Below are 26,116 nucleotides of genomic sequence, written 5' to 3'. Positions count from 1 at the left end.
GACGGGAGACGGTGGTGGCCTCGGCGCGGGTGAGGGCGCGCCCCGCCGGAGGGTGCCTCATGTTATTCCCGAGGTTTGTCGATATTCAAGCGTCCACCTGTCCGAATCTTTCGGATCCTCGAAGGGCGTTCGGGGCGGCCGAAACCGGCTCCGGCTAGTCCGGCCGCCGTCGCCCGCCCCGGTCGCTGTTCATTTCTTGCAAGAACACGACGTACGATTGCCGCCGTGACGAAACGGTTGACGGAGGTGGCCCGCAAGGCGGGCGTCAGCGAGGCGACCGTGAGCCGGGTGCTCAACGGTCGCGGCGGCGTGTCGGAGGCGACCCGGACGGCCGTGCTGACCGCGCTCGACGTGCTCGGCTACGAGCGCCCCACGAAGCTGCGGGGCGAGCGCGCCCGCCTGGTCGGCCTCGTCCTGCCCGAGCTGCAGAACCCGATCTTCCCGGCCCTCGCCGAGGTGGTGACCGGCTCGCTCGCCCAGCGCGGGTTCACCCCGGCGCTCTGCGCCCGCACCATCGGCGGGGTCTCCGAATCGGACTACGTCGAGATGCTCCTCGACCACCAGGTCTCCGGGGTCATCTTCGCGGGCGGGTCGTACGCGCTGGCCGACGCCGCGCACGAGCACTACCGCCGGCTGACCGACCGCGGCCTGCCCGTGGTCCTGGTCAACGCGGGCGTGGACGAGCTGGGCTTCCCCCGGGTCTCCACCGACGACGCGGTGGCAGTGGAGCAGGCGTACGGGCACCTGCGCTCGCTGGGGCACGACCGGATCGGCATCGTGCTCGGCCCGGAGGGGCACGTGCCGTCCCGGCGCAAGCTCGACGCCATGGTCCAGGCCGCGGGGTGGGCCGACGGCCCGGAGTTCGTCGAGCGGTCCAGCTTCTCCATGGAGGGCGCCCGGGTGGCCGCCACCAAGCTGGTGGAGCGCGGCGTGACCGGCATCATCTGTGCCAGCGACGTGCTGGCGCTGGGCGCGATCCGGGCCGCCCGCCGGCTCGGGCGCGTGGTGCCGACCGACGTCTCCGTGGTGGGCTTCGACGACTCCGCGTTCATGACCTGCACCGACCCGCCGCTGACCACGGTGCGGCAGCCGATCGAGACGATGGGGCAGGCCGCGGTGGACCTGCTGGTCACCCAGATCGAAGGGGCCGGCGTGCTGCACGACGAGCTGCTCTTCGAACCCGAACTGGTGGTGCGCGGCTCCACGGCGCCCGCGCCGCGCTGAACCAGGCCGTCCCGGCCGCCGACCGCGAACCGCGGTCGGCGGCCGTTTTTCGTGTCCGGCGGCCGCCCGGCGCTGGACCCGTCGGCGCCTGCGTGGTCCCCCTCTTCCGGTCACAAGTCGCGTTCTTTCAGCTCACGATCGAAACCTTGCGGAAACTAGTTCGGATAGCTACGGTGACTCCACTCACACCTGGCCCGACGCTCCACCAGGGACAGGTCCGGCGGCGGATGCGGCTCGACCGGCATCCCCGCGGTGACGTTCAGCGCAGATCAGCGAAGGCCGTGGATACACCCGTTCCCGAAGGGATGGACAGATGTCCGTACCGCAGTACCGGAAGGCTGCGGCGCTAGCGCTCGTGGCCGGCCTGGGGCTCAGCCTCGCGGCTTGCTCCACGAAGAGCGACGACCCGGCGAAGGATGCCAGCGGCAAGGTCACCATCACGGTCGACTGCCAGCCGGTCGGCGCCCAGAAGGAACTGCTGAAGAACTGGAACGACGACGTCGCCGAGTTCCAGAAGCAGAACCCGAACATCGTCATCAAGAGCGTCAGCGTCGGCGAGCAGTGCAACAACCCGCCGGACTTCACCGCCCGCCTCGCCGGCGGCACGGTGACCGACGTCTTCTACGGCTACATGACCGACCTGCAACAGGTGCTCGACTCCGGCCAGGCCATGGACATCACGGAGTACGCCACCAAGGACACCATCCCCACCTGGGACAGCGTCGACCCCGCGCTCAAGGAGGTCTTCACCGACGGCGGCAAGCTCTACGCCGTCCCGGTGAAGAACTACTCGATGGGCCTGGTCTACAACAAGGTCCTCTTCCAGCGGGCCGGCCTCGACGTGAACAACCCGCCCAAGACCTGGGCGGACGTCCGGGCCGCGGCGAAGAAGATCTCCGCCCTGGGCAACGGCATCGCCGGCTACTCCGAGTACAGCGCCGGCAACACCGGCGGATGGCACTTCACCTCCCTGCTCTACTCGCAGGGCGGCCAGGTGCTCACCGCGGACGGCAAGAAGGCCGACTTCAACAACGCCATGGGCAAGCAGGTCCTGCAGAACCTCAAGGACATGCGGTACGGCGACAACAGCATGGGCAGCCGCCAGCTGCTCCAGTGGGGCGACCTGCTGACCAACGCCGGCGCGGGCAAGGTCGGCATGTTCATCGGCGCGCCGGACACCACCCAGGCGATCGTCAGCCAGTTCCAGGGCAAGTTCCAGGACTGGGCGATGGCGCCGCTGCCCGGCCAGGACGGCCCGGCAAAGGGGACGCTCGGCGGCGGCGAGGGCTACTTCTTCAAGAAGGGCCTCACCCCCGACCAGGTCAAGGCCGGTCTGAAGTGGATCGCCTACCAGAAGCTGACGCCGGGCAAGGGCCAGCTCGACTACGTCCGGGCCAAGCCGCAGAACTACCCGGTGGGCCTGCCCCAGCCGCTGCTGTTCGCCAACGGCAGCGACGCGCAGAAGCAGGAGCTCGAACTGCGCAAGGCGAACGCAAACGTGGACACCGTCAACTTCGCGATCTTCGAGGCGAACCCGGTGCCGATCAAGGGCGAGCCGCGCAACGCGCAGGCGATCTACGCGGTGCTCGACGCGGCGATGTCCGGGGTCCTGACGAACCCGAACGCGAACATCGACGCGCTGCTCAAGACGGCTGAGGACAAGGTCAACCAGCTGCTGGCCGCCGCCAGCTGAGCCGCACGGGTGTGGGGGCCGGCGCGCCGGCCCCCACACCCCGCCCGTCCCGTCCGGTCACCGAACGTCCGCAGGAGAAGCCTTGGCGATCAGCACCGTCCCGGGTACCACCAGGCAACCGGGTCGCCCCCAGACGCCGTACCCGCCCGGGTCCCGGCGGACCAGCCTGGGCCGCAAGGTACGGGACAACCTCAGCGGGCACGCGTTCCTGATCGGCGCGGTCGGCTGCTTCGCCGTCTTCTCCTGGTACCCGATGGTCCGCGGCGTCGTGATGAGCTTCCAGCGCACCCGGCGGGGCGAGACCACCTGGGTGGGCTGGGACAACTACGCCCGCATCGTCGCGGACCCCAGCTTCTGGACCGCGTGGAAGAACACCTTCTACTTCACCTTCCTCGCGCTGGTCCTCGGGTACGCGGTGCCGTTCTTCGTGGCGATCCTGCTCAACGAGTTCCGCCACGCCCGGGGCTACCTGCGGATCCTGGTCTACCTGCCGGTGATGCTGCCGCCCGCCTCGGCGCTCTTCCTGTTCAAGTTCTACGCCTACGACCCCAGCGAGGCCGGCCTGTTCAACGCGGTCCTCGCGGCGCTGCACCTGCCGACCTCGGAGTGGATGCAGTCACCCGGGATGACCATGCCGGCCATGGTGCTCGCGTCGACCTGGATGAACATGGGCAGCGCGGTGCTGATCTACCTGGCCGCGCTGCAGAACATCCCCGGCGACCTCTACGAGGCGGCCGAACTCGACGGCGCCGGCATCTGGCGACGGATCCGGCACGTGACCATCCCGCAGACCCGGCTGATCCTCGCGCTGCTGGCGATGATGCAGATCGTCGCCACCATGCAGCTCTTCATCGAGCCGCTGATCCTCGCCAACGGCGCGGGCACCGGGGACTCGGCGACGTCGGTGGCGTACCTCATCTACCAGCACGGCTTCTTCCAGAACGACCTCAACGGCGCCGCGGCGCTCGGCGTGATCATGCTCGTTGTGCTGGCCGGCTTCTCCGCCGGCTACCTGCGGCTGACCGCGAAACAGGACTAGGACGGACGACCCATGGCCCAGGACTCCGGGACCCGTACCCTCATCTCCTCCGCCCAGCTCACCCGGGGACGCGGCCGGGTGATCTACTGGACGCTGCTCGCCGTCGTCGTGGTGGTGTTCACGCTCGTCTTCATCGGGCCGCTCTACTGGATGGTCACCGGCGCCCTCAAGTCCGGCCAGGAGATCGCGCAGACGCCCCCGTCGCTGTTCCCGAAGGACCCGCAGCCGCAGAACTACGTCGACGCGTGGCAGAACCTGGACCTGGCCAAGCTGCTGTTCAACACCTTCTACTACGCGACCGGCGCGGTGCTGTTCCAACTCGTCCTGGACACGGCGGCGGCGTACTCGCTGTCGAAGCTCCGGCCGATCTTCGGCAACGCGATCCTCGGCCTCATGCTGGCGACCCTCATGATCCCGGCGATGGTCCTCATCGTCCCGCAGTACGTGACGGTGATCGACGTGCCGATCCTGCACCTCAACCTGCTCGACTCGCCGTTCGCCATCTGGCTGCCCCTGGTCGCCAACGCGTTCAACATCTTCCTGCTGAAACGGTTCTTCGATTCGATCCCGGAGGACCTCATGGCGGCGGCCTTCGTGGACGGGGCCACCCCGCTGCGTACGCTCTGGTCGATCATCCTGCCGATGTCGCGCCCCATCCTCGGCGTGGTCTCGATCTTCGCGGTGACGGCGGTCTGGAAGGACTTCCTCTGGCCGAAGCTGGTCATGCCGTCGCCGGATACCCGGACGGTCAGCGTGGGCATCTACGCCTTCGCCGGCGGCACCCCCATGAACGTGGTGATCGCCGCCTCGGTCATCGCCGCGATCCCGACCGTCGTCATCTTCCTGATCTTCCAGCGGAACATCATGTCCGGCCTGACCACAGGCAGCCTCAAGGGATAGCCCCCGGCGCGGCGGACCGCGCCCCGCCGGCGGGGCCGCCGCGCCGGCGCACCACCCAGCGCGACCTCCCGGGCGAACAACGACCGTTCGACCGACACATCCCGGTCCGGCGAACCCGCCGACGTACCAACGCAGAAAGCAGGTGCTCGTGTCCACAGCAGACAGCGTTCCGTGGTGGCGTGGAGCGGTGATCTACCAGGTGTACCCGCGCAGCTTCGCCGACGGCGACGGTGACGGCGTCGGCGACATCGCGGGCATCCGGTCCCGGCTGACCCACCTGTCCGAGCTCGGCGTCGACGCCATCTGGTTCAGCCCCTGGTACCCGTCGCCGATGGCCGACGCCGGCTACGACGTGGCCGACTACCGCGACATCGACCCGGTCTTCGGCACCCTGGCCGAGGCGGAGGCGCTGATCGCGGAGGCGCACGCGCTCGGCATCCGGACGATCGTCGACGTGGTGCCGAACCACTGCTCGCACCTGCACCCCTGGTTCCAGGCGGCGCTCGCCGGCGGGCCCGGCGCGCCCGAGCGGGAGCTGTTCTGGTTCCGTCCCGGCCGCGGCCCGGACGGCGACCAGCGGCCCACCGACTGGGTCGGCGAGTTCGGCGGCCCGACCTGGACCCGGACCGTCAACCCGGACGGCACCCCGGGCGACTGGTACCTGCACCTGTTCGCCCCCGAGCAGCCGGACTTCAACTGGGACCACCCCCGGGTGCGGGCCGAGTTCGAGGACATCCTGCGGTTCTGGTTCGACCGGGGGGTGGACGGCATCCGGATCGACTCGGCCGGGTTGCTGGTCAAGGACGGGACACTGCCCGAGACCCGGCCGGACCGGCCGCACCCGTTCCGGGACCTGGACGGGGTGCACGAGGTCTACCGCGCCTGGCGGCGGATCGCCGACGGCTACCCCGGCGACCGGGCCCTGATCGGCGAGGTGTGGTTGCCCGACCGGCAGCGGTTCGCCAACTACCTGCGCCCGGACGAGCTGCACGCCGCGTTCAACTTCGACTTCCTCGGCTGCGCCTGGGACGCCGCGGCGCTGCGCGAGAGCATCGACGGGACGCTGGCGGCGCACGCGCTGGTCGGCGCCCCCGCCACCTGGGTGCTGTCCAACCACGACGTCACCCGGCACGTCACCCGGTACGGCCGGGCCGACACCACGTTCAGCTTCGCCGCCAAACGCGAGGGCATCCCCACCGACCTGGAACTCGGCACCCGCCGGGCCCGGGCCGCCGCCCTGCTCTCCCTGGCCCTGCCCGGCGCCGCCTACGTCTACCAGGGCGAGGAGCTGGGGCTCTGGGAGGTCGAGGACATCCCCCACGAGCTGCGCCAGGACCCGATGTGGGAACGCTCCGGACGGGTCGACCCCGGCCGGGACGGCTGCCGGGTCCCGCTGCCCTGGAGCGGTGACGCGCCGCCCTTCGCGTTCAGCCCGGACGGCGCCACGGTCACCCCGTGGCTGCCCCAACCCGCCGACTGGAAGGACCGCACCGCGCGCGCCCAGACCGGCGACCCGCACTCCATGCTGGAGCTGTACCGGGCCGCGATCGCGCTGCGCCGGCGCGAACCGGCCCTCGGCGACGGCACGCTGACCTGGCTGCCCGCCCCGGACCGGGTGCTCGCCTTCGGCCGGGACCCGGGCTTCACCTGCCTGGTGAACCTCTCCGACACCAGCGTGCCGCTACCCCCGCACCACGAGCCGCTGCTGGCCAGCGCGCCGCTCGACGACGACCGGTTGCCGCCGGACACGGCCGTCTGGCTGCGGACCGGCTGATCCGCCGGGTGCCGGCGGCCCGTCCCGGCCGCCGGCACCCCCGAGGAAAGGAGGGGGAGGAGCAACCAGACACGGGGGACCTGGCCACCTGACGAAAGGGAGAACACCCCTCATGGCCGACCACACCACCCCGCACCTCGGCAGCAGCCGCCTCCGCGCCGGGCTGGCCACCCTGGCCGCCGCCGCGCTGGCCGCCACCTCGGTCACCGTGGTGGCGCTCACCTCCACCGGCGCCCCGGCCCGGGCCGCCGGCCTGTCCCCGTTCGAGATCGCCGGTCGCGGCGCCACCGTCCCCTTCATCGAGCAGGAGGCCGAGCGGGCCACCCACACGGGCACCCGGATCGGTCCCGACCGGCACTACGGCACCCTCCCGTCGGAGGCCTCCGGCCGGGAGGCGGTCACCCTCGACGCCGTCGGCGAGTACGTCGAGTTCACCCTCACCGCCCCGGCCGACGCCGTCACCTTCCGGTACAGCCTGCCGGACAGCGCCGCCGGCACCGGCCGGGACGCCACCATCGACCTGCGGGCCAACGGCACCCTGGTCAAGGCGGTCCCGGTCACCTCCCGGTACGGCTGGTACTACGGCGGATACCCGTTCAACAACAACCCGGGCGACACCAACCCGCACCACTTCTACGACGAGGCCCGGACCCGGCTCGGCAGCACGTACCCGGCGGGCACGAAGATCCGCCTCCAGGTCTCCTCGACCGCGCAGTCGCCCACGTTCACCATCGACCTGGCCGACTTCGAGCTGGTCGGCGCGGAGATCCCCAAGCCGGCCGGGGTGCTGGACGTGGTCACCGACTTCGGCGCCGACCCGACCGGCGCCACCGACTCGACCGCGAGGTTCCAGGCCGCCGTGGACGCCGGCAAGGCGCAGGGGAAGGCGGTCTGGATCCCCGCCGGCACCTTCACCCTCTGGGACCACGTGGTGGTCGACGGGGTGACCCTGCGCGGCGCCGGGCCCTGGTACTCGGTGCTCGGCGGCCGGCACCCGACCGACCGCAAGCGGGCGGCCGGCATCTACGGCCGGTACGTCCCCGGCGGCGGCTACAGCGGCGAGATCCGGCCGCACGAGGCCGGCGGACCGAGCCGCAACGTCACCCTGCGGGACTTCGCGATCATCGGCGACATCCGGGAGCGGGTCGACGAGGACCAGGTCAACGCCCTCGGCGGGGCGATGTCGAACTCGGTGGTGGACAACCTCTGGTTGCAGCACACCAAGGTCGGCGCCTGGATGGACGGGCCGATGGACAACCTGACGATCCGCAACAGCCGGATCCTGGACCAGACCGCGGACGGGGTGAACTTCCACTGGGGGGTCACCAACTCCACGGTGACCAACACCTTCGTCCGCAACACCGGCGACGACGGGCTGGCCATGTGGGCGCAGAGCGGGCCCAACGTCAACAACGCCTTCACGCACAACACCGTGGGCGTCACCATCCTGGCCAACAACCTGGTCACCTACGGTGGCCGGGACATCCGGATCACCGACAACGTGACCGCCGACTCGGTCACCAACGGCGGCGGCATCCACGTGGCGAACCGCTATCCCGGGGTGACCGGGCCGACCGCCGTCGCCGGCACGATCACGCTGGCCCGCAACACCCTGATCCGCAACGGCAACTCCGACTACAACTGGCGGTTCGGCGTCGGGGCGCTCTGGTTCTCCGCGCTCAACGAGCCGATCCAGGGCGCCACCATCAACGTCACCGACACCGACATCCTGGACAGCTCGTACGCGGCGCTGCACTGGATCGAGGGGCAGACCAGCGGGATCAACCTGACCAACGTGCGCATCGACGGGGCGGGCACCTTCGCGCTCCAGGTGCAGGCGCCCAGCCAGGTCAGCTTCACCGGGGTGCGGGCCACCGGCATCGCCCAGGCCAACCCGATGTACAACTGCGTCGGCAGCGGCTTCCAGATCACCCAGGGCGCCGGCAACTCCGGCTGGTACTCGGCCAGCCCGTACTGCGGGCCGTGGCCGGAGCCGCAGTGGGGTAACGGGCCGACCACCCCACCGCCGCCCACCACTCCGCCGCCCACCACTCCGCCGCCCACCACTGCGGCGCCGACCACGCCGCCGGCCACGACCCCGCCGCCGGGCGGCAACCTGGCCCTGGGCCGGCCGGCCACCGCGTCGAGCAGCACCCAGACGTACGCGGCCGCGAACGCGGTCGACGGCAGCGCCGGCACGTACTGGGAGAGTGCCAACAACGCCTTCCCGCAGACGCTCAGCGTCGACCTCGGCGCGGCCCGCGCGGTCGACCGGGTGGTGCTGAAGCTGCCGCCCGGCTGGGAGCGGCGGACCCAGACCCTGTCGGTGCTCGGCTCCACCGACGGGTCGACCTGGAGCACGCTCAAGGCCTCGGCCGGCTACACCTTCGATCCGGCCACCGGCAACACGGTGTCGATCCCGCTGCCGGCCGGGGACCGCCGGCAGATCCGGGTCAGCGTCACCGGGAACACCGGCTGGCCGGCCGGGCAGGCCGCCGAGTTCGAGGTGTACGGCGGCACCACCACCACCACCCCGCCGCCGGCCAGCACGCCCCCGCCCACCACCGCGCCGCCGACCAGCCCGCCCCCGCCGAGCGGCAACCTCGCCGCCGGGCGACCGGTCACCGAGACCAGCCACGCCGACGTGTACGGCGCGGGCAACGCCGTCGACGGCAACCCCGGCACCTACTGGGAGAGCGCCAACAACGCCTTCCCGCAGTCGCTCACCGTCGACCTCGGCGCGACGTACCCGGTGTCCCGGGTGGTGCTGCGGCTGCCACCCGCGTCGGCCTGGCAGACCCGCACCCAGACGGTGGCCCTGCTGGGCTCCACCGACGGGTCGACCTGGACGACGCTCAAGGCGGCGACCGGCTACACCTTCGACCCGGCCACCGGCAACACCGCCACCATCACGGTCCCGTCCGCCGGACGCCGGCAGCTGCGGCTGACCTTCACCGGCAACACCGGCTGGCCGGCCGGGCAACTCGGCGAGTTCGAGGTGTACGCCGGCTGACCGCCCCGGGGTCCCCGCGGCGCGGCGGGGACCCCGACCACCCCCACCACCCCACCTCTCCACGTCCCCGGAAGCAGGTGTCCCTCCACCATGTCCAGATTCCGTACCCGCCTGGTCGCGGTCCTCGCCGCGGTCGCGCTGGCCGCCACGGCCCCGCCCTCCTCGCCGGCCGCCGCGGCCGGCGGCCCCAACCTCGCCCTCGGCCGTACCGCCACCGCCAGCAGCGCCAACGGGCCGTACACCGCCGGCAACCTGACCGACGGCAGCGCCGGCAGCTACTGGGAGAGCGCCGGCAGCGCGTTCCCGCAGTGGGCCCAGGTCGACCTGGGATCCGCCCGGTCCGTCGACCAGGTCGTGCTGAAGCTCCCGGCCGGCTGGGAGTCGCGCACGCAGACCCTGTCCGTGCAGGGCAGCACCGACGGCGGCGGCTTCAGCACCCTGCTCGCCTCGGCCGGCCGCGGCTTCAGCCCGGCCAACGGCAACACGGTCGCCCTGAGCTTCCCGGCCACCAGCACCCGCTACGTCCGGATCGCGGTCACCGCCAACACCGGCTGGCCCGCCGCCCAGCTCGCCGAGCTGGAGGTGTACGGCTCGGCCACCTCCTCCACCAACCTGGCCCTCGGCCGGCCGATGGCCGAGAGCAGCCACTCCGACGTCTACGGCGCGGGCAACGCCGTCGACGGCAACCCGGCCACCTACTGGGAGAGCGCCAACAACGCGTTCCCGCAGTGGCTCCGGGCCGACCTCGGCGGCGCCGTCGCGGTCGACAAGGTGGTGTTCAAGCTCCCCGCCGACTGGCCGGCGCGCAGCCAGACGCTCACCGTGCAGGGCAGCACCGACGGCGCGAGCTTCGGCACGCTGGTCGCCTCGGCCGGGTACGCGTTCAACCCCGGCAGCGCCAACACGGTCACCGTCACCTTCGGCGCCACCACCACCCGGTACGTCCGGCTGCTGGTCACCGCCAACACCGGCTGGCCCGCCGCCCAACTCGCCGAGCTGGAGGTCTACGGCCCGGCCACCGGCGACACCCAGCCGCCCAGCGCCCCCGGCAACCTGACCCTCACCGAGCCCGCCGCCGACCAGGTCCGGCTGGCCTGGACCGCCGCCACCGACAACGTCGGCGTCACCGGCTACGACGTCTACGCCAACGGGAGCCTGCGCACCAGCGTCGGCGCGTCCACCCTGTCGTACACCGACACCCAACCGGCCGGCGTCACCGTCTCCTACCAGGTCCGGGCCCACGACGCGGCCGGCAACCAGTCCGCCGCCAGCAACACCGTCACCCGCACCGGCAACACCGGCGACACCACCGCGCCCACCGCGCCGGGCAACCTCGCGTACACCCAGCCGGCGGCCGGGCAGATCCGGCTGACCTGGACGGCGTCGACCGACAACGTCGGCGTCACCGGTTACGACGTCTACGCCAACAACGTGCTGCGCGGCAGCGTCAACGGCACCACCCTGAGCTACACCGACAGCCAGCCGGACAGCGCCACCGTCTCCTACCACGTGCGGGCCCGGGACGCCGCCGGCAACGTCTCGGCCACCTCCGCCACGGTCACCCGCACCGGCAGCACCCCGAGCGGGCGCAACCTGGCCGCCGGCAAACCGATCACCGCCAGCTCGGTGGTGCACGTCTTCACCGCCGCCAACGCCAACGACGACGACGTGACCACCTACTGGGAGGGCGCGCCGGGGGCGTACCCGAGCACGCTGACCGTCGCGCTCGGCGCCAACGCCGCCGTCACGGCGGTCGTGGTGAAGCTCAACCCGGACCCGATCTGGGGGCCGCGCACGCAGACCTTCCAGGTGCTCGGCCGGGAGCAGTCCGCCGCCGGCTTCACCACCCTGGTCGGCGCGGCGACGTACTCGTTCAGCCCGGCCAGCAGCAACACGGTGACCATCCCGGTCGCCGCCACCACCGCCGACCTGCGGTTGCAGTTCACCGCCAACTCCGGCTCGAGCAACGGGCAGGTCGCCGAACTCCAGGTGATCGGCACCCCCGCGCCGAATCCGGACCTGACCGTCACCGCCGTGTCCGCCGCCCCGGCCGCGCCGGTGGAGACCGACCCGGTCACGCTCTCCGCCACCGTCCGCAACGCCGGCACCGCGCCGGCCGCCGCCTCGGCGGTCACCTTCTACCTGGGTACGACCCGGGTCGGCAGCGCGGCCGTCGGGGCCCTCGCGGCCGGCGCCGCCGCCACCGTCTCGGCGAACCTCGGCGTGCGCGACGCCGGCAGCTACCAGGTGACCGCCACGGTCGACGAGACGAACACCGTCATCGAGCAGGACGAGTCGAACAACAGCGGCACCGCCGCGCTGACGGTCCGCCCGGTGGCCAGCTCCGACCTGGTGGCCGGCGCGGTCACCTGGTCACCCGGCACGCCCGGCGCCGGGGCCGCGGTGAGCTTCTCGGTGGCGCTGCGCAACCAGGGCACGGTGGCCACCGCGGCCGGCGCGCACGGCGTCACGCTCACCCTGCTCACCGACACCGGGACGGTGGTCCGCACCCTCACCGGGTCCTACAGCGGCACCCTGGCGGCCGGGGCGACCAGCCCGCCGGTGAGCCTGGGCAGTTGGACGGCGGCGAACGGCCGGTACACCGTCCGGGTGGTGCTCGCCGCGGACGGCAACGAGCTGCCGGTCAAGCAGCAGAACAACACCACGCAGCGGTCGCTCTTCGTCGGGCGCGGCGCGAACCTGCCGTACGACACGTACGAGGCCGAGGACGGGCGGACCGGCGGTGGGGCACAGGTGCTCGGACCGAACCGCACCATCGGCGACCTGGCCGGTGAGGCGTCCGGCCGGCGGGCGGTCACCCTCAACAGCACCGGCGCGTACGTCGAGTGGACCACCCGGGCGGCCACCAACACCCTGGTCACCCGCTTCTCCATCCCGGACGCGGCCGGCGGCGGCGGTATCGACGCCACGTTGAACATCTACGTCAACGGGGTGCTGCACAAGCCGATCAACCTGACCTCGAAGCACATCTGGCTGTACGGGGCCGAGTCGGGCCCGAGCGACTCGCCGGGCGCCGGCGCGCCCCGGCACCTGTACGACGAGGCCAACGTGATGTTGAACGCGACGGTGCCGGCGGGCGCCACCATCCGCCTGCAGAAGGACCCCGCGAACACCAGCACGTACGCCATCGACTTCGTCAACACCGAGCTGGTGTCGCCGCGGGCCAACCCGGACCCGGCCCGCTTCGCGGTGCCGAACGGCTTCAGCCACGCCGACGTGCAGAACGCCCTGGACGCGGTGCGGATGGACAGCACCGGCACCCTGGTCGGCGTCTACCTGCCGCCCGGCAGCTACGACACCGCCCAGAAGTTCCAGGTGTACGGCAAGCCGGTCCAGGTGGTCGGCGCGGGCATGTGGTACACCCGGTTCCAGACGCCGACCAACCAGCAGAACACCGACGCCGGTTTCCGGGTCGAGTCGTCGGCGAGCGGGTCGACGTTCGCGCACCTGGCGTTCTTCGGCAACTACACCAACCGGATCGACGGGCCGGGCAAGGTGTGGGGCGAGCTGAAGGACGTCGACAACCTCACCCTGGACAGCGTCTGGGTGGAGCACACCGTCTGCGCGTACTGGGGGGTGAGCGTCAGCGGGCTGACCATCCGGGACAGCCGGTTCCGGGACACCTTCGCCGACGCGGTCAACATGACCAACGGCAGCACGGACAACCTGGTCACCAACTCGGAGGGGCGGTCCAACGGGGACGACGCGTTCGCCCTCTTCTCGGCCACCGACCAGGGCGCGACGACCGGCAACCACGGCAACGTCTTCGAGAACCTGACCGCCACGCTGACCTGGCGGGCGGCCGGCATCGCGGTGTACGGCGGCTACGACAACGTCTTCCGTAACCTGCACATCGCCGACCAGCTGACGTACTCGGGGGTGACCATCAGCTCGCTGGACTTCGGCTACCCGTTCGTCGGGTTCGGCGCCAGCCCGCCCACCGTGGTGCAGAACGTCTCGCTGGTCCGCTCGGGCGGGCACTTCTGGGGCCAGCAGACGTTCCCGGCGATGTGGCTCTTCTCCGCCTCCAAGGAGTTCCGCGGCATCCGCGTGTCCGACGTGGACATCGTCGACCCGACGTACTCGGGGATCATGTTCCAGACGAAGTACACCAACGGGCGGCCGGACAACCCGGTCACCGACACGGTGCTGACCAACGTGTCGATCTCCGGGGCGAGGCGCAGCGGGGACGCCTTCGACGCCAGGTCCGGGTTCGGTATCTGGGTCAACGAACTGCCCGAGCCCGACCAGGGCCCGGCGGTCGGCTCGGCCACCTTCACCAACCTCCGGCTGACCGACAACTACCAGGACATCCGGAACACCACCAGCACCTTCACCATCAACCGCAACTGATCGCCGCGACCGCCGGGGGGACCGCCGCGTCCCCCCGGCGGAAGGCATAGATAAATGTCATTTGGATCGATAGGCTGGCGCGACGGACCGGATCGAGGGGAGGACCCGATGGGTCGAACACCACGGTTGCTGGCCGCGCTCGTCGTCGGGGTCTGCCTGGCGCCCGGGGGAGCGGGGGTGGCGCGGGCCGGGACGGTGGTGCCCCGCCACGCGGTCGTGGTCTGCCAGAGCGCCAGCTTCTACGCCAACTACGACTCCGCCAACGGGCCGAGCGGGCTCAAGCGGGTCCTCGCCTACGGCAACAAGATCGGCCACACCCCGGGGGTGCACCCGGTCTACAACGGCTGGGCGGCGTCCTTCGACTTCGGCCCCAACGACTGGGGCTACCTGCGGCTCGAGTGCATCGGAGGGTACGACTCGTGGTGACCGCCGTGCGTCTCGCCGCCGCCGCGACGGTCGCCGTCCTCGCGGCCGCGGCCGTGCCCGGCGTCGGGTACGCCGCGAACGGCACCATCGGCGTCCGGGAGACCGTCTGCGCCCAGGACCTGTTCGTCCGTACCGACCCCAACGGCGCCTGGATGGGCACCCTCTACCGGGGGCAGACCTTCCTGGTGGAGGGGCCGCGCAGCGGCGGCTACGTCTACGGCTTCGCCTACGGCCACATCAACCGGCACGGCTGGGTGCAGGACGGCTGGTTCTGCTGACTTCCGGTGAGGGCCGGGCGCCGGCCGGTCACAGGCCGGTGCAGGGCGTGCCGTCGACGGCGCAACCGTCCGGGGCCGCGTGGAGCGGATCGCGGACGTCGAAGCGGACCGTCGCCGACGACCCGGCCGGCAGCGCCGCCCCCACGAAGGTGACCACCCGTCCGTCCTGGCTGAACTCGGCCCCGCTGACGTTGCCCAGGGTGGCGCCGTCGCCGAGCGTGACGGTGACGGTCCAGCCCGCGCTCGCCGTCTTGCTCGGGTTGTCCACCACCACCTCGCCCCGGTAGCCGAAGATGCGGTCGGCCACGGTCCGGTAGCCGGCGGTCAGCGTGGCCGTCGGGGCCGGGCGGGGACTCGCCGTGCGGCTCGGTGCGGCGCTCGACGTCGGTACGGCCGCCGTGCTGCCGCGGACGGCGGGCGCGGCGGTGCGGGACAGCCGGGGGGTGGCCGGCTGGCTGCGGGCGCTCGGCATCACTAGCGGGGTCGCCGCGGGCGGCGGCTGCGGCGCCTCGGGCGTCGGGCGGGTCGCCCAGACCGCGGCCCCGGCGGCCAGCGCCAGGCCGGCCACCCCGGCGGCGATCAACGCCCACCGGCGACCGGCCCGCCGGTCGGGCCGGACCACCGGCAGCTCCGCGGTCAGCGCCCCTTCCGCGCGGCGCAGGTCCACCTGCTGGAAGGCCAGCCAGTCGAGGATCGCCGGCAGCCGCACCGCCAGCGCCTGTTGGTGCTGCTCCGCGCGGCGGGCGCGCTGCGCCTCGTCCCAGTCGCCCTGCTCCAGGGTCTCCCGCACGGCCAGCCGGCAGCCGTGCGCGGTCGGCGCGACGGTGGCGGTGAGCAGGAGCAGCCGGTCGCCCTCCCGGGCGGAGAGCACCAGCCGCTCCGGCGCCCGCATCTCCCGCACCTCGACGGCGAGGTCGGCGTCGAAGCCGGGCAGTCCCGCCGTGCGCAGCACGAGGCGGTCCGACTCCGGCGCGACCTCGGCGAACCACTTGGCGAGCAGCGCCCGATCGGTGAGCGCCCGCCAGGCCCGGTCGACGGGGTGGAACAGCTCGACCTCGCTGTCGATCTCGATCACGCGGAGACTCTACGTCCCGCCGCCCGGGCCCGGTACGTCACTCCACCGGGGCTTCGGCGTCGCCGTCGTGCCAGCGGGCCCGCCAGGCCGCCTCGCTCGCCTCGTGACTCGCCCGCTCATCGAAGACGGCCTGCCGCAGCGCGTGGCGGGAGTCGGCCAGCACCAGCACCTCGACCGCGACCAGCGCCACGCAGATCGCGGTGAGCAGCGTCAACGCCAGCAGCGCGGACAGTTCCCGGGCGACCGGAAGCCCGACCGCCAGCACCACCAGCACGCCGATCCGGGTCCACGTCACGGTGTGCAGGGTGCGCCACTGGAACGCCAGGTCCGCGGCCAGGTACAGCATCACCCCGGCGAAGAGCAGCGGTACGGCCGGCCCGTGCCCGTGCTCGCTCGCCCCGCCGGCCGGGTCGGTGATGGTCCGGACGAGTTCCTCGGCGCCGATGGCGAACAGGATGATCCCGGCGATCATCGGCAGGTAGAGGTAGGCGTACGCGTCGCGGGCCATCGCGATGCGGGGCGCGCCCTGGGCGGCGTGCAGCGCGATCCGGGCGGCCGGTCCGATCATGTCGAAGTGCGCCCACCAGAGCGCCGCGGTGAACAGGATGCCGAGCAGGGCCGCCGGAATGGCCGGCCAGGTCACCGGCTTACCGATCAGGTTGCCGCCCACGCCCACGGAGATGACCGACTCGCCCAGGGCGATGATGAGGATCAGGTCGTAGCGTTCCGTCCAGTGCTCGGCCGAGGTGACCTCCCAACCGTGGCTGCCGGTCAGCAGGCCGCTGCTGTACTGGACCACCACCACGGCGATCCAGAGGCCGTCGCGTACCCAGAGGCCGACGTTCGGGTTCTCGATCGTCGGGGGGACCAGCGCGGCGACCAGCAGCAGGGTCGTGGTGATCGCGACCTCGGGGACGAACTGGTACAGCTTGCGGCGGGCCTTCGGCTTGCCCTCGGTGGCCCGCCAGTACAGCGCCGAGTGCACGCCCCGGATCACCACGTAACTGATGGTGACCAGGATCGGGCCGGCGGCGCCCTCGTGCAGGCCGCCGAAGGTCTGCGGCAGGGCCAGCGCGAAGGTGAACAGCGCCATCATGCCGACCACCATGAGCACCGGCACGAAACCCTCGCCGAGGCGCAGCCGGCTGGCGACCACGCTGTGCGCGATCCAGCACCACCAGAGCACGGCGAGCACCAGCATCGCGTGCAGCAGTTCCCGGCCGGTCACGTTGGCGGCGGTGGCCCGGGTGATGATGAAGAAGGACACCACGAAGACGAGGTCGAAGAAGACCTCGAACTTGTCCACCCGCGCGGCCGGCGCGATCTGAACGGCCGGGCCGAGCTTCCCGCGCCGCTCGCCGCCCACCGCCCGAGTCTGTCAGCGCCGACCGGGCGGCGGGGCGGATTCGGTGGCCATCGGTGCCGTCGGGTGGGGGGCCCACCGGGCGGTCGCGCCGCAGCTCAGCCGGGGGCGCGGCCCAGGTAGGTCAGTGGGCCGGGGTCGGGCACCGGGACGACGTGGAAGCCCAGGGCGTCGTAGAAGCGGCGGGCCGCCGCGTTGGCGGTGACCATGCCGACGTGCAGGGCGGGTGCGCCGGCCCGGGCGGCGGCGGACGCGAACGTCTCCAGCAGCCGCCGGCCGTGGCCGCGCCGTTGGTGGCCGGGGAGCAGGTCGATGTGCAGGTGGGCCGGGTATCCGGCCAGCTCCGGCAGGAGCAGCCGCTCCGGGTGGTGGTGCAGCGCGATCATCTCCTCGTCCGGGGTCCGGGGGGCGCGGGTCGGCTCGGGGTAGCGGTCGGCCAGCCGGGGGATCCATTCGCGGCGGTAGGCGCGGACGAAGGCCGGGGTGTCGGCGGTGCCCACCACGTACCCCACCACCCGGTCGGCGTCGGTGAGCACGAACGCCAGGTCGGGTTCCAGGTGCAGGTAGGGGCCGGCGAAGAGGTCGGGCATCAGGTCGTCGCTGGCGTAGCGGCCCCGGGCGTCGCCGCCGGCGTCGGCGGTGGGGACGCAGATGTCGTAGACCGCGTCGTGGTCGGCGGGCCGGTAGCGCCGGATGGCGGCCGTGGCCGGCGGCGGGGTGGTGCTGCTCATGCCCGGACGCTACGGCGTGAGACCGCTCTCACCGAAGCCCCGGGCGGCCGTCGCCCAGCCGCTCCCGGGCGAGGAACTTGGGCACCACCATCCGCCACGCCTCGGTCACCAGCTCGGTCATCTGCTCCGGGTCGAGCCGGTCGAGGTGGCAGCAGACCCAGTGAAAGCGCAGGTCGGACGGGCGGGGCAGGAAGAACAGGTCGGGTTCGGCGGCGATCAGGGCGTCCCGCTGCTCCTTCGGGTAGCCGAAGCCCATGCTCCGCTCGTCGCGGGAGAACGCGACGTAGACGATCCGCCCGACCCGGAACTTGATCCGGTCGTGGATGACGTGCTCGGTGGTGCGGGGGAGCGTCCGGGCGAGGGCGCGGACATCGTCGACGGTGACCACCGGCCGACGGTAGCGGTCCCCTCCGACAGCCCGCGGTGGCCCCGCCGTCAGGCCGCGGTGGCCCCGCCGTCAGCCGGCCGGCGGGCGGGGGGCCGGCGGGGCGGCGGCGAGCGCGGCCCGGATGGTGTCCACCAGCGGCTGGTCGGGGTGCTCGATCCAGTGCTGGATGCCGACCCGCAGGGTGGCCAGGAAGGTGGCGGCCAGGATCCGGGAGCGCAGCCCGCTGTCCGGGCCGCCGAGCCGGCGGGCGATCTCGCCGGAGAGCTCCCGCTCGATCGCCGTGTACGCGACGACCTGGTGGGCGAGCAGGCCCGGGTGGCCGTGCAGTTCACGGCGGCGGGCGAGCCAGGCCCGGGCCGGGTCGTCGTACACCTCGGCGGCGAGGTGCAGGGCCGCCGCGCTGAGCGCGGTCCACGGCGGCTCGTCGGCCGGGCGCTCGTGCAGCAGGTCGAGCAGCCGGCGCAGCCGGGCGGTGTCGCCGTGGAAGAGCGCCTCCTCCTTGCTGGAGAAGTAGTTGGAGAAGGTGCGCCGGGAGACGTTGGCGGCGTCGGCGATGGCCTCGACCGTGATCCGCTCCGGGCCCTGCTCGGCGGCGAGACGCAGGGCGGCCTCGTGCAGCGCGAGGCGGGTGGCCGCCTTCTTGCGCTCCCGGAGCCCGGTCGTCTCCCGCATGGCGGCCAGCATACGTGATCCGTTTCTCATTCGGCAAAGTTGCGCACTGAGCAAGATTCGTTGATTATTGCTTGAGGCAACCAACGCTGGCCGGAGGAGGACCGTGCACACCGCCACCCGCGAACTCGGCACGCGGCTTCAGGAACTGCTGACCGGCGTCCGGCTGCTCAAGCAGCGGCGCGCCCACCACCAGCCGGCCGTCCCGCCCGGGCTGGTCGGGCTGCTGCGGCAGATCGACGGCTGCCAGGCCCGCGACCTGGCCGAGCGGAGCCGGCTCGACCCGTCCACCGTCAGCCGGGCCGTCGCCACCTTGGTGGCCGACGGCCTGGTCGAGCGGACCGCCGACCCCGACGACCGGCGAGCCAGCCGGCTCACCCTGACCGAGGCGGGCCGGACCGCCCTGGCCGACACCGAGGACTGGTACGGCCGGGTGCTCGCCGGGGCGCTCGCCGACTGGACTCCCGACGAGGTGACGGCGTTCTCCGTCGCGCTCGGTCGGTTCACCCGCGACCTCGAGGTCGCCCTCGCACACCACGACAACCTGGAGGACGCGCGATGAGCGCACCCACCGCAACGGCTGAAGCCGAGCCCATGAGCCATCGGCGGACGCTGGAGGCACTCAGCGGTCTGCTGCTGGTGCTCTTCGTCGCGATGCTCAGCAGCACGGTGGTCTCGACCGCCCTGCCGAAGATCATCGGGGCGCTGAACGGGTCCCAGACCCAGTACACCTGGGTGGTCACCGCCACCCTGCTCACGGCCACCGCGACCACCCCGATCTGGGGCAAGCTGGCCGACCTGTTCAACAAGAAGCTGCTGATCCAGATCGCCATCGTGATCTTCCTGGCCGGCTCGGTGGTGGCCGGCTTCGCGCAGAGCACCGGCCAGCTGATCGGCGCCCGCGCCTTCCAGGGCATCGGCGTCGGCGGCCTGCAGGCGCTCGTCCAGGTCGCCATCGCGGCCATGATCCCGCCGCGGGAGCGCGGCCGCTACAACGGCTACCTCGGCGGCGTGATGGCGCTGGCCACCGTCGGCGGCCCGCTGCTCGGCGGCCTCATCGTCGACACCTCGTGGCTTGGCTGGCGCTGGTGCTTCTTCGTCGGCGTTCCGGTGGCCGCCGTCGCGCTGATCCTGTTGCAGATCACGCTGAACCTGCCGACCGTCCGCCGGGAGAACGTCAAGATCGACTATCTGGGCGCCGGCCTCATCGCGGCCGGGGTCAGCGTGCTGCTGATCTGGATCTCCTTCGTCGACGACTCGTTCGCCTGGCTGTCCTGGCAGACCGGGGCGATGGTCGGTGGCTCCGTGCTGCTGCTCGCCCTGGCGGTGTGGGTCGAGTCCCGGGCGGCCGAGCCGGTCGTGCCGCTGGCCATCGTCCGGGAGCGGACCACCGCCCTGGCCATCCTCGGCAGCCTCGCGGTCGGCATGGCCATGTTCGGCGGCGCGGTCTTCCTCGGTCAGTACTTCCAGATCGGCCGCGGCTACAGCCCGACCGAGGCCGGCCTGCTGACCATCCCGATGATGGCCGGCGTGCTGATCTCCTCGATCGTCGCCGGCCGGCTGATCACCTCCACCGGCCGGATCAAGCCGTACATCGTCGCCGGCTCGATCATCCTGGTCGCCGGGTTCGCCCTGCTCGGCACGATCGACCACCAGACCTCGCTGGTGCTGGTCGGTGCCGCCATGTTCATCGTCGGGGTCGGCGTCGGCATGACCATGCAGAACCTCGTGCTCGCGGTGCAGAACACCGTCGCGCTCAGGGACATCGGCGCGGCCAGCTCGACCGTCGCCTTCTTCCGCTCGCTCGGCGGCACCATCGGGGTGTCCGTGCTCGGCGCCGTCCTGGCCCGCCAGGTCACCGACCGGATCACCCACGACCTGGCCGCCGCCGGCATCCCCGCCGGCAGCGGTGGCGGCAGCAGCACCCTGAACCTGGCCGCGCTGCCGGCCCCGGTGCAGGAGATTGTGCGGGCCGCGTACGGTGACGCCACCGGGCACATCTTCCTCATCTCGGCGGCCATCGCGGTGGTCGGCATCATCGCCGCGCTGTTGCTCAAGCCGGTGATGCTGCGGTCCAGCCTGGACCTGCCGGACACCGGCCGGTCGGTCGCGGTGGCGGCCGACGCGGTGGACGGTGCGCCCGCCTTCGACGAGGTCGCCATCGACCCCGGCACGAAGGATCCGGTACGCCGCTGACGCCGCACCCCCGGGCCAGGGCCGTCGCCGACATCGGCGCCGGCCCTGGTCCGTGCCAGAGAGGCCGGACACCCGGCCGCGACCCGAATCGAGGAACTGTGGACACCACCGAGGCGGCGTCCCCCCGGCCAGCACCGGCCGGCCAGAGCCGGGCCGCGGCGGTGCACCGGGCGCTGCGCGAACTGGCGCTCGTGGCCGCGCTGTTCCTCGCGTACAAGGCGGGCCGGGTGCTCGCCGACGGCCGGGCGTCGACCGCGCTGACCAACGGCGAACGGGTCTGGGGACTGGAACGGCTGCTGCACCTGCCCGGCGAGGCCCTGCTGCAGGACCCGCTCCTCGCCCACGTGCTGCTGGTCAAGCTGGCCAACTGCTACTACGCCTACGTGCACTTCCCGGCCACCGCGCTCTGCCTGGTGTGGCTCTACCTCCGCCAGCCGGCGCACTACCGGTGGATCCGGCGCGCCCTCGTCGCGCTCACCGGGGCGGCGCTCGTGCTGCACATGCTGCTCCCGCTCGCCCCGCCCCGGATGACCGCGCTGACCGGCCTGGTCGACACCGGTCGCCGGTACGGTCCGGCCGTCTACGGGGCACCCGACGCGGACACCCTCAGCAACCAGTACGCGGCCATGCCCTCGCTGCACGTCGGCTGGGCGCTCGCGGTCGCCGTCGCGCTCGTCGCCGTCACCGCCGGCCGGCTGCGCTGGCTCTGGCTGGCGCACCCGCTGCTCACCCTGCTGGTGGTGGTCGGCACGGGCAACCACTACTGGCTCGACGGCATCGTGGCCGTCGCCCTGCTCGGGCTGATCCTGGCCGTGCTGCCCCGGCCCCGCGCGGTGCGCCGCCCGGCGGCGGTGCCGGTGCCGATCGTCCGGCTCCGGCCGCACCTGGTCGAACCGCCGCGCCCCGGGATGCGCCGGCCCCCGCGCCCCCGCCGCCCACCGAGCCGGGCCGGCACGGTGGGCGACGGTCGACGCTAGACCTCCGCCGGACCCGCGCCGCTCAACGCGGGTCCGGCCCGGCGGCGCGGGTCCGGTCCGGAGGCGGGCCCGGTCCGGCACCGCGGGTCCGGCCGCGCGGGTCCGGTCCGGCGGCGCGGGCCCGGGCGGCGTACCCCGGGATCACCGGCGGCGCGGTGCCGCGGCCCGGGGCCGCCCGGTGGCGTCGCGGTCCGGAGACCGGCCCGTCAGCGCGTGGTGCAGAGCGTGCCGTTCAGGCGGAACGCGGTCGGCAGGACGTTCGGCCCGCTGTACGCCCCGACGAAGCCGGTGCTCGTGGCGCCGCCACCGGCGGCGAGCCGGCGGTTGTCGTCGGTGCTGGTGACCTTCACCGCGGCGCCGGTCTGCGACCAGGTCCCGCTCCAGCCGCTGCTCACCTGCTGCCAGGGGGTCGGCCAGGTCCAGGTGAGCGTCCAGCCGTCGATCGGGCTCGGCCCGGTGTTGACCACGTCGACGGTGCCCAGGTAGCCGTTGCCCCAGTCGGTGCCCAGGGTGAAGCGGACCGCGCAGGCGCTCTCCGCCGGGGTGCCGGTGACGAAGGTCAGCGGCGGCGAGGACCAGGACACGTTGCCGGCGGTGTCCCGGGCCAGCACGTTCACGGTGTACCGGCGGCCGGGGTCGAGGTTGCCGACGGTGAGGCTGGTGCCGGCCGTCTCGCCGAGTTGCTCGCCGATCGCGCCGTGCTGCCGGTACACCTCGTACTTGGCGATCGGCGCGCCGCCCGGCGCGCGGGTGGCGGCCGGCCAGGAGATGGTGGCGGTCCGGTCGGCGACCGCGCCGGCGCTGGGCTGGCCCGGCGCGCCGGGCGTGACCTGGGTCGGGCCGGCCGGGTGCAGCACCAGGGTGGTCAGCGAGTACGGCGGCAGGGTCCGGCTGGTGGCGCTGCCGGACTGCCCGCTGGCGATGCCGGTGGCGCCGTTGGCGAGGGTGTGCACGGTCGGCGCCGCGCCCGACGGGGTGAACCCGGCGTAGTCGATGGTGACCGGGTAGCCGTTCTCCGGGTCCTTGTTCAGCAGCAGCACCGCGAGGTCACCGTCGGCCCGGCGGACCGCGTGCGCGCTGACCAGCGGCTGGTCGGTGCCGGCGCGGACGAACTGGTCACCGGCGCGGGCGAAGAGGTTCATCATGGCCAGCCCGTGGTACGGCGCGAACGGCGTGTTCAACGGCGGTTCGCAGACCGATCCGTCGGCGGTGCAGCCGCCGCTGGAGAGCAGACCGAAGTCGCCGTAGTCGGTCTGCCCGGCCACCTCGGAGACGGTGCCGATGCCGTTGTGCACGTTCCACCACTGGACCGTGAAGGCACCGTTCTCCAGCAGCCCGCTGTACGCGTCGGCGAGGAACAGCGCCCCGGGCTGGGTGTTCTGGCCGGCGCCGACGTTCAGCTCGGTGAAGCTGATGCCGATCCGCGCGGCGTTCGGGCCGGCGTACCGGGCGATCTGCTGGCGCAGCAGCCAGCTGGCGTCGGGGATGTGCGCGGTCCGGGCCAGCGAGTCGGCCGCGCTGCCGCCCGGGTACCAGTGCACGTCGACAAAGTCGATCTTCGGGCCGGCCAGGGTGAGGACGGTCTGGTTCCAGGGCCCGGGGTCGGCGCCGGCGGTCAGCCCGTCCGGCCAGTTCGCCGGCATGGTCAGCACAGCGCCGACCTTGATGCTCGGGTCGACGGCCTTCATCGCGTCGGCGTACTCGACGACCAGCCGGGCGTACTGGGTGGCGCTCTTGTCGGCGTGGTCGTCGGCCTCCCAGGCGGAGCCGTAGTGGCCGTTGCCGTAGTTCTCGTTGCCGATGGTCCAGTACTTCGCGCCGTAGCCCTTGGTCACGTTGGCGTACCGGACCCAGTCGGCGGCCTCGGCCGCGGTGCCGGTGCCGTAGTTGGCGATGATCATGGGCTGGGCGCCGACCCGGCGGGCTCCGGCCATGAAGGTGTCGAAGTCGGTCCCCGGGGCGACGTAGCCGCCGGGCGCGCTGTGGTCGCGCCAGTGGTAGATGTCGGCGTACGAGCCGCCGGGGTAGCGCAGCATCCGCACGCCGGCGGCGCGCAGCAGGTCCGAGGTCGGGGTGGTGCCGAGGTTGGCGTCCCAGATGGCGTGGTTGACGCCGAGCGCGGTGTCCGGCACCCGGGCCAGCCCGGCCCGCGCGTTGACGGTGACGGTGACCGGGGCGCCGTCCGCGGCCACGGCCGGGGCGTCGATGCCGGTGAGGGTGCCGGCGGTGAGCAGCAGGCCGGCGGCGAGCGCGGTCCAGCGGCGCCGGCCGGACGCCCGGGCGGGGGAGCCGGGCGTGGTGCGGTTGGTCATGGGGGGTTCCTTCGATGGGCTGGGCGGGTCCGGCCGCGCCGCGGCGGACCCTGGACGTGGTGCTGCCGGTGATGTGTCGCCGCCCCCCGGAAGCCCTGCCGGGCCCCGGTTGCCCATCGGACGACGCTCTGCCCCGCGCGCGGCAGACCATCGGCCACCAAGAATTCCACAGCGGTCCGACCCGGCTCAAGGCACGACGGGGGCCGTTCGAATGCATCGACAATAGTCTTTACTGTTAACAAAGTTTAATTTATCTTCATGGGTACCTTCCCCACCCATGAAGGAGTTGCCCGCCATGCGTCGAAGAATCACCCTCCCGCTGCTCACCACCGGCGTCGTCGGCGCCAGCCTGGCCGTCGCGGCACCCGCCCAGGCCCACGGCTACGTCTCCTCGCCCCCCAGCCGGCAGGCGCTCTGCGCGCAGAACCGGGTCCCCGACTGCGGCCAGATCAAGTACGAGCCGCAGAGCGTCGAGGGCCCGAAGGGCCTGCGCAGCTGCCACGCCGGGATCGCCCAGTTCGCCGTGCTCAACGACGACAGCCGCAACTGGCCGGCCACCACCGTCGGCACCTCGGTGACCTTCACCTGGGTCAACACCGCCCGGCACGCCACGGCCAACTGGGAGTACTGGATCGGCGGCACCCGGGTGGCCGTGGTCGACGGCGGCGGCCGGCAGCCCGAGGCCACCGTGTCGCACACCGTCAACCTGAGCGCCTTCTCCGGCCGGCAGAAGCTGCTGGCCATCTGGAACATCGCGGACACCGCCAACGCCTTCTACTCCTGCGTCGACCTCCAGATCGGCTCCGGCGGCGGCACGCCCACCCCCAGCCCCACCCCCAGCCCCACGCCGTCGCCGACGCGCCCGTCGCCGACCCCCAGCCCCACCACCTCGCCCGCGCCGGGCGGCACCTGGACCGCCGGCCGGACCTACCAGGTCGGCGACCTGGTCACCTACAACGGCGTGACCTACCGGTGCCGCCAGGCGCACACCGCGATCGCCGGCTGGGAGCCGCCCAACGTGCCCGCCCTCTGGCTGGCGGTCTGACCGTCCCGGTGCGGCGCACCCCGGACGTGCGCCGCACCACCATCCCGCCCCGATCGGAGGTACGGCATGCGCCGCCCGCTCACCGCCGCCCTGCTGGCCCTGCTGGCCACCACCGCCGGCTGCGCCGGCGACCCCGCGCCGCCGCCCGACCCGGCCCCGGCCACGCCGGCCGCCGCCCCGGTGACCAGCGGCATCGACGTGCTGTACCTGACCATGCTGGCGGCGCACACCGAGCAGACCCTGCAGATCGTCCGGCTCGGCCTCGACCGGGCCACCGACCCGCGGATCCGTACCCTGATCGCCGCCGTCGAGACGACCGAGACCGACGAGTTGGCCACCGTGCGTGGCTGGCTGCGCGAGGCCGGGCCCGCCGCGGCGGCCGCCGCCGCCCGGCACGACCACGCCGGGCACAGCGACGCCGCCGCCGGACTGGCCCGGCTGCGCGCCGCGCCGCCCGGCACGGCCGACCGGGTGCTGCTCGACGTGCTCAGCGAGCACCAGCGCACCGCCGCCGACCTGGCCCGGGCGCAGCTCCGCGCCGGCACCAGCGAACGGGTCCGCGACCTGGCCCGGCGCGTGGAGCGGTCACGCGCCGCCGAGGTGGCGCTGATGGCCACCTACCGAGCGGAGCAGCGCTGA

20 protein-coding genes are annotated in these 26,116 nt (G+C 72.8%); 14 read left to right on the top strand and 6 right to left on the bottom strand.

Annotated features, from left to right (window positions below; all coding sequences use genetic code 11):
- Nucleotides 1-225: 225 nt before the first annotated feature.
- The 9 genes from ACIBPB_RS14290 to ACIBPB_RS14250 all read left to right on the top strand — a co-directional run bounded on the left by ACIBPB_RS14290 (nucleotide 226) and on the right by ACIBPB_RS14250 (nucleotide 14,721).
- Nucleotides 226-1,224, top strand: coding sequence for a LacI family DNA-binding transcriptional regulator (locus ACIBPB_RS14290; RefSeq protein ID WP_396840034.1), 999 nt, complete (start codon nucleotides 226-228; stop codon nucleotides 1,222-1,224).
- A gap of 313 nt (nucleotides 1,225-1,537) precedes the next feature.
- On the top strand, nucleotides 1,538-2,917 hold the full coding sequence (locus ACIBPB_RS14285) for an ABC transporter substrate-binding protein (protein ID WP_396840033.1): 1,380 nt from the start codon (nucleotides 1,538-1,540) through the stop codon (nucleotides 2,915-2,917).
- A gap of 82 nt (nucleotides 2,918-2,999) precedes the next feature.
- Nucleotides 3,000-3,956, top strand: coding sequence for a carbohydrate ABC transporter permease (locus ACIBPB_RS14280; RefSeq protein ID WP_396840031.1), 957 nt, complete (start codon nucleotides 3,000-3,002; stop codon nucleotides 3,954-3,956).
- Between the two features lie 12 nt (nucleotides 3,957-3,968).
- Nucleotides 3,969-4,856, top strand: a complete 888-nt coding sequence (locus ACIBPB_RS14275) for a carbohydrate ABC transporter permease (protein WP_396840030.1) — start codon at nucleotides 3,969-3,971, stop codon at nucleotides 4,854-4,856.
- 187 nt (nucleotides 4,857-5,043) lie between these two features.
- Entirely contained in the window at nucleotides 5,044-6,630 is a 1,587-nt protein-coding gene (locus ACIBPB_RS14270) for a glycoside hydrolase family 13 protein (protein ID WP_396840029.1), read from the top strand.
- Between the two features lie 112 nt (nucleotides 6,631-6,742).
- Nucleotides 6,743-9,643 (top strand): discoidin domain-containing protein, encoded by a 2,901-nt coding sequence (locus ACIBPB_RS14265; RefSeq protein ID WP_396840028.1) that lies wholly within the window; start codon nucleotides 6,743-6,745, stop codon nucleotides 9,641-9,643.
- 90 nt (nucleotides 9,644-9,733) lie between these two features.
- Nucleotides 9,734-14,017, top strand: a complete 4,284-nt coding sequence (locus ACIBPB_RS14260; RefSeq protein WP_396840027.1) for a discoidin domain-containing protein — start codon at nucleotides 9,734-9,736, stop codon at nucleotides 14,015-14,017.
- A 108-nt stretch (nucleotides 14,018-14,125) separates the two neighbouring features.
- Nucleotides 14,126-14,443: a hypothetical protein gene (locus ACIBPB_RS14255; RefSeq protein WP_357323439.1), complete on the top strand. Its 318-nt coding sequence runs from the start codon at nucleotides 14,126-14,128 to the stop codon at nucleotides 14,441-14,443.
- Nucleotides 14,440-14,721 carry a hypothetical protein gene (locus ACIBPB_RS14250; RefSeq protein WP_396840026.1) on the top strand — a complete coding sequence of 94 codons (282 nt, stop codon included), beginning with the start codon at nucleotides 14,440-14,442 and terminating at the stop codon, nucleotides 14,719-14,721. The genes ACIBPB_RS14255 and ACIBPB_RS14250 overlap by 4 nt, the downstream gene beginning before the upstream one ends.
- A 28-nt stretch (nucleotides 14,722-14,749) precedes the next feature.
- Here the strand turns inward: ACIBPB_RS14250 and ACIBPB_RS14245 are convergent, their stop codons facing one another.
- The 5 genes from ACIBPB_RS14245 to ACIBPB_RS14225 form a co-directional block, all read right to left on the bottom strand.
- Nucleotides 14,750-15,796: an SRPBCC domain-containing protein gene (locus ACIBPB_RS14245; protein ID WP_396840025.1), complete on the bottom strand. Its 1,047-nt coding sequence runs from the start codon at nucleotides 15,794-15,796 to the stop codon at nucleotides 14,750-14,752.
- Nucleotides 15,797-15,833: 37 nt separating this feature from the next.
- Nucleotides 15,834-17,162 (bottom strand): low temperature requirement protein A, encoded by a 1,329-nt coding sequence (locus tag ACIBPB_RS14240; protein WP_396840024.1) that lies wholly within the window; start codon nucleotides 17,160-17,162, stop codon nucleotides 15,834-15,836.
- A gap of 95 nt (nucleotides 17,163-17,257) precedes the next feature.
- Nucleotides 17,258-17,890 carry a GNAT family N-acetyltransferase gene (locus ACIBPB_RS14235; RefSeq protein WP_396840023.1) on the bottom strand — a complete coding sequence of 211 codons (633 nt, stop codon included), beginning with the start codon at nucleotides 17,888-17,890 and terminating at the stop codon, nucleotides 17,258-17,260.
- Nucleotides 17,891-17,918: 28 nt separating this feature from the next.
- Complete coding sequence (locus ACIBPB_RS14230; protein ID WP_357323424.1) at nucleotides 17,919-18,278, bottom strand: MmcQ/YjbR family DNA-binding protein; 360 nt, start codon at nucleotides 18,276-18,278, stop codon at nucleotides 17,919-17,921.
- A 69-nt stretch (nucleotides 18,279-18,347) separates the two neighbouring features.
- On the bottom strand, nucleotides 18,348-18,950 hold the full coding sequence (locus tag ACIBPB_RS14225; RefSeq protein WP_396840022.1) for a TetR/AcrR family transcriptional regulator: 603 nt from the start codon (nucleotides 18,948-18,950) through the stop codon (nucleotides 18,348-18,350).
- A 103-nt stretch (nucleotides 18,951-19,053) separates the two neighbouring features.
- Here ACIBPB_RS14225 and ACIBPB_RS14220 point away from each other — a divergent pair, with 103 nt between their 5' ends.
- The 3 genes from ACIBPB_RS14220 (at nucleotide 19,054) to ACIBPB_RS14210 (ending at nucleotide 22,120) form a co-directional block, all read left to right on the top strand.
- A complete protein-coding gene (locus tag ACIBPB_RS14220; RefSeq protein WP_396840021.1) occupies nucleotides 19,054-19,509 on the top strand; it encodes a MarR family winged helix-turn-helix transcriptional regulator in 456 nt (151 codons plus the stop codon).
- The gene (locus ACIBPB_RS14215) at nucleotides 19,506-21,143 is read left to right on the top strand and encodes an MDR family MFS transporter (protein ID WP_396840020.1); all 1,638 of its coding nucleotides are present in this window, start codon (nucleotides 19,506-19,508) and stop codon (nucleotides 21,141-21,143) included. The genes ACIBPB_RS14220 and ACIBPB_RS14215 overlap by 4 nt, the downstream gene beginning before the upstream one ends.
- Nucleotides 21,144-21,241: 98 nt before the next feature.
- Complete coding sequence (locus ACIBPB_RS14210) at nucleotides 21,242-22,120, top strand: phosphatase PAP2 family protein (RefSeq protein ID WP_396840019.1); 879 nt, start codon at nucleotides 21,242-21,244, stop codon at nucleotides 22,118-22,120.
- Between the two features lie 206 nt (nucleotides 22,121-22,326).
- On the opposite strand, the gene ACIBPB_RS14205 is transcribed toward ACIBPB_RS14210, so the two are convergent.
- Entirely contained in the window at nucleotides 22,327-24,432 is a 2,106-nt protein-coding gene (locus ACIBPB_RS14205) for a cellulose binding domain-containing protein (protein WP_396840018.1), read from the bottom strand.
- Between the two features lie 295 nt (nucleotides 24,433-24,727).
- Between ACIBPB_RS14205 and ACIBPB_RS14200 the strand changes: the two genes are divergently transcribed.
- Nucleotides 24,728-25,477 carry a lytic polysaccharide monooxygenase gene (locus ACIBPB_RS14200; protein WP_396840016.1) on the top strand — a complete coding sequence of 250 codons (750 nt, stop codon included), beginning with the start codon at nucleotides 24,728-24,730 and terminating at the stop codon, nucleotides 25,475-25,477.
- 66 nt (nucleotides 25,478-25,543) lie between these two features.
- Entirely contained in the window at nucleotides 25,544-26,116 is a 573-nt protein-coding gene (locus tag ACIBPB_RS14195) for a DUF305 domain-containing protein (RefSeq protein ID WP_396840015.1), read from the top strand.

The sequence above is a fragment of the Micromonospora sp. NPDC049836 genome, assembly GCF_044465125.1.
Lineage (GTDB): Bacteria > Actinomycetota > Actinomycetes > Mycobacteriales > Micromonosporaceae > Micromonospora.
Note: the sequence above shows the minus strand (reverse complement) of the source record. Positions and strands in the feature narration are given on the sequence as shown.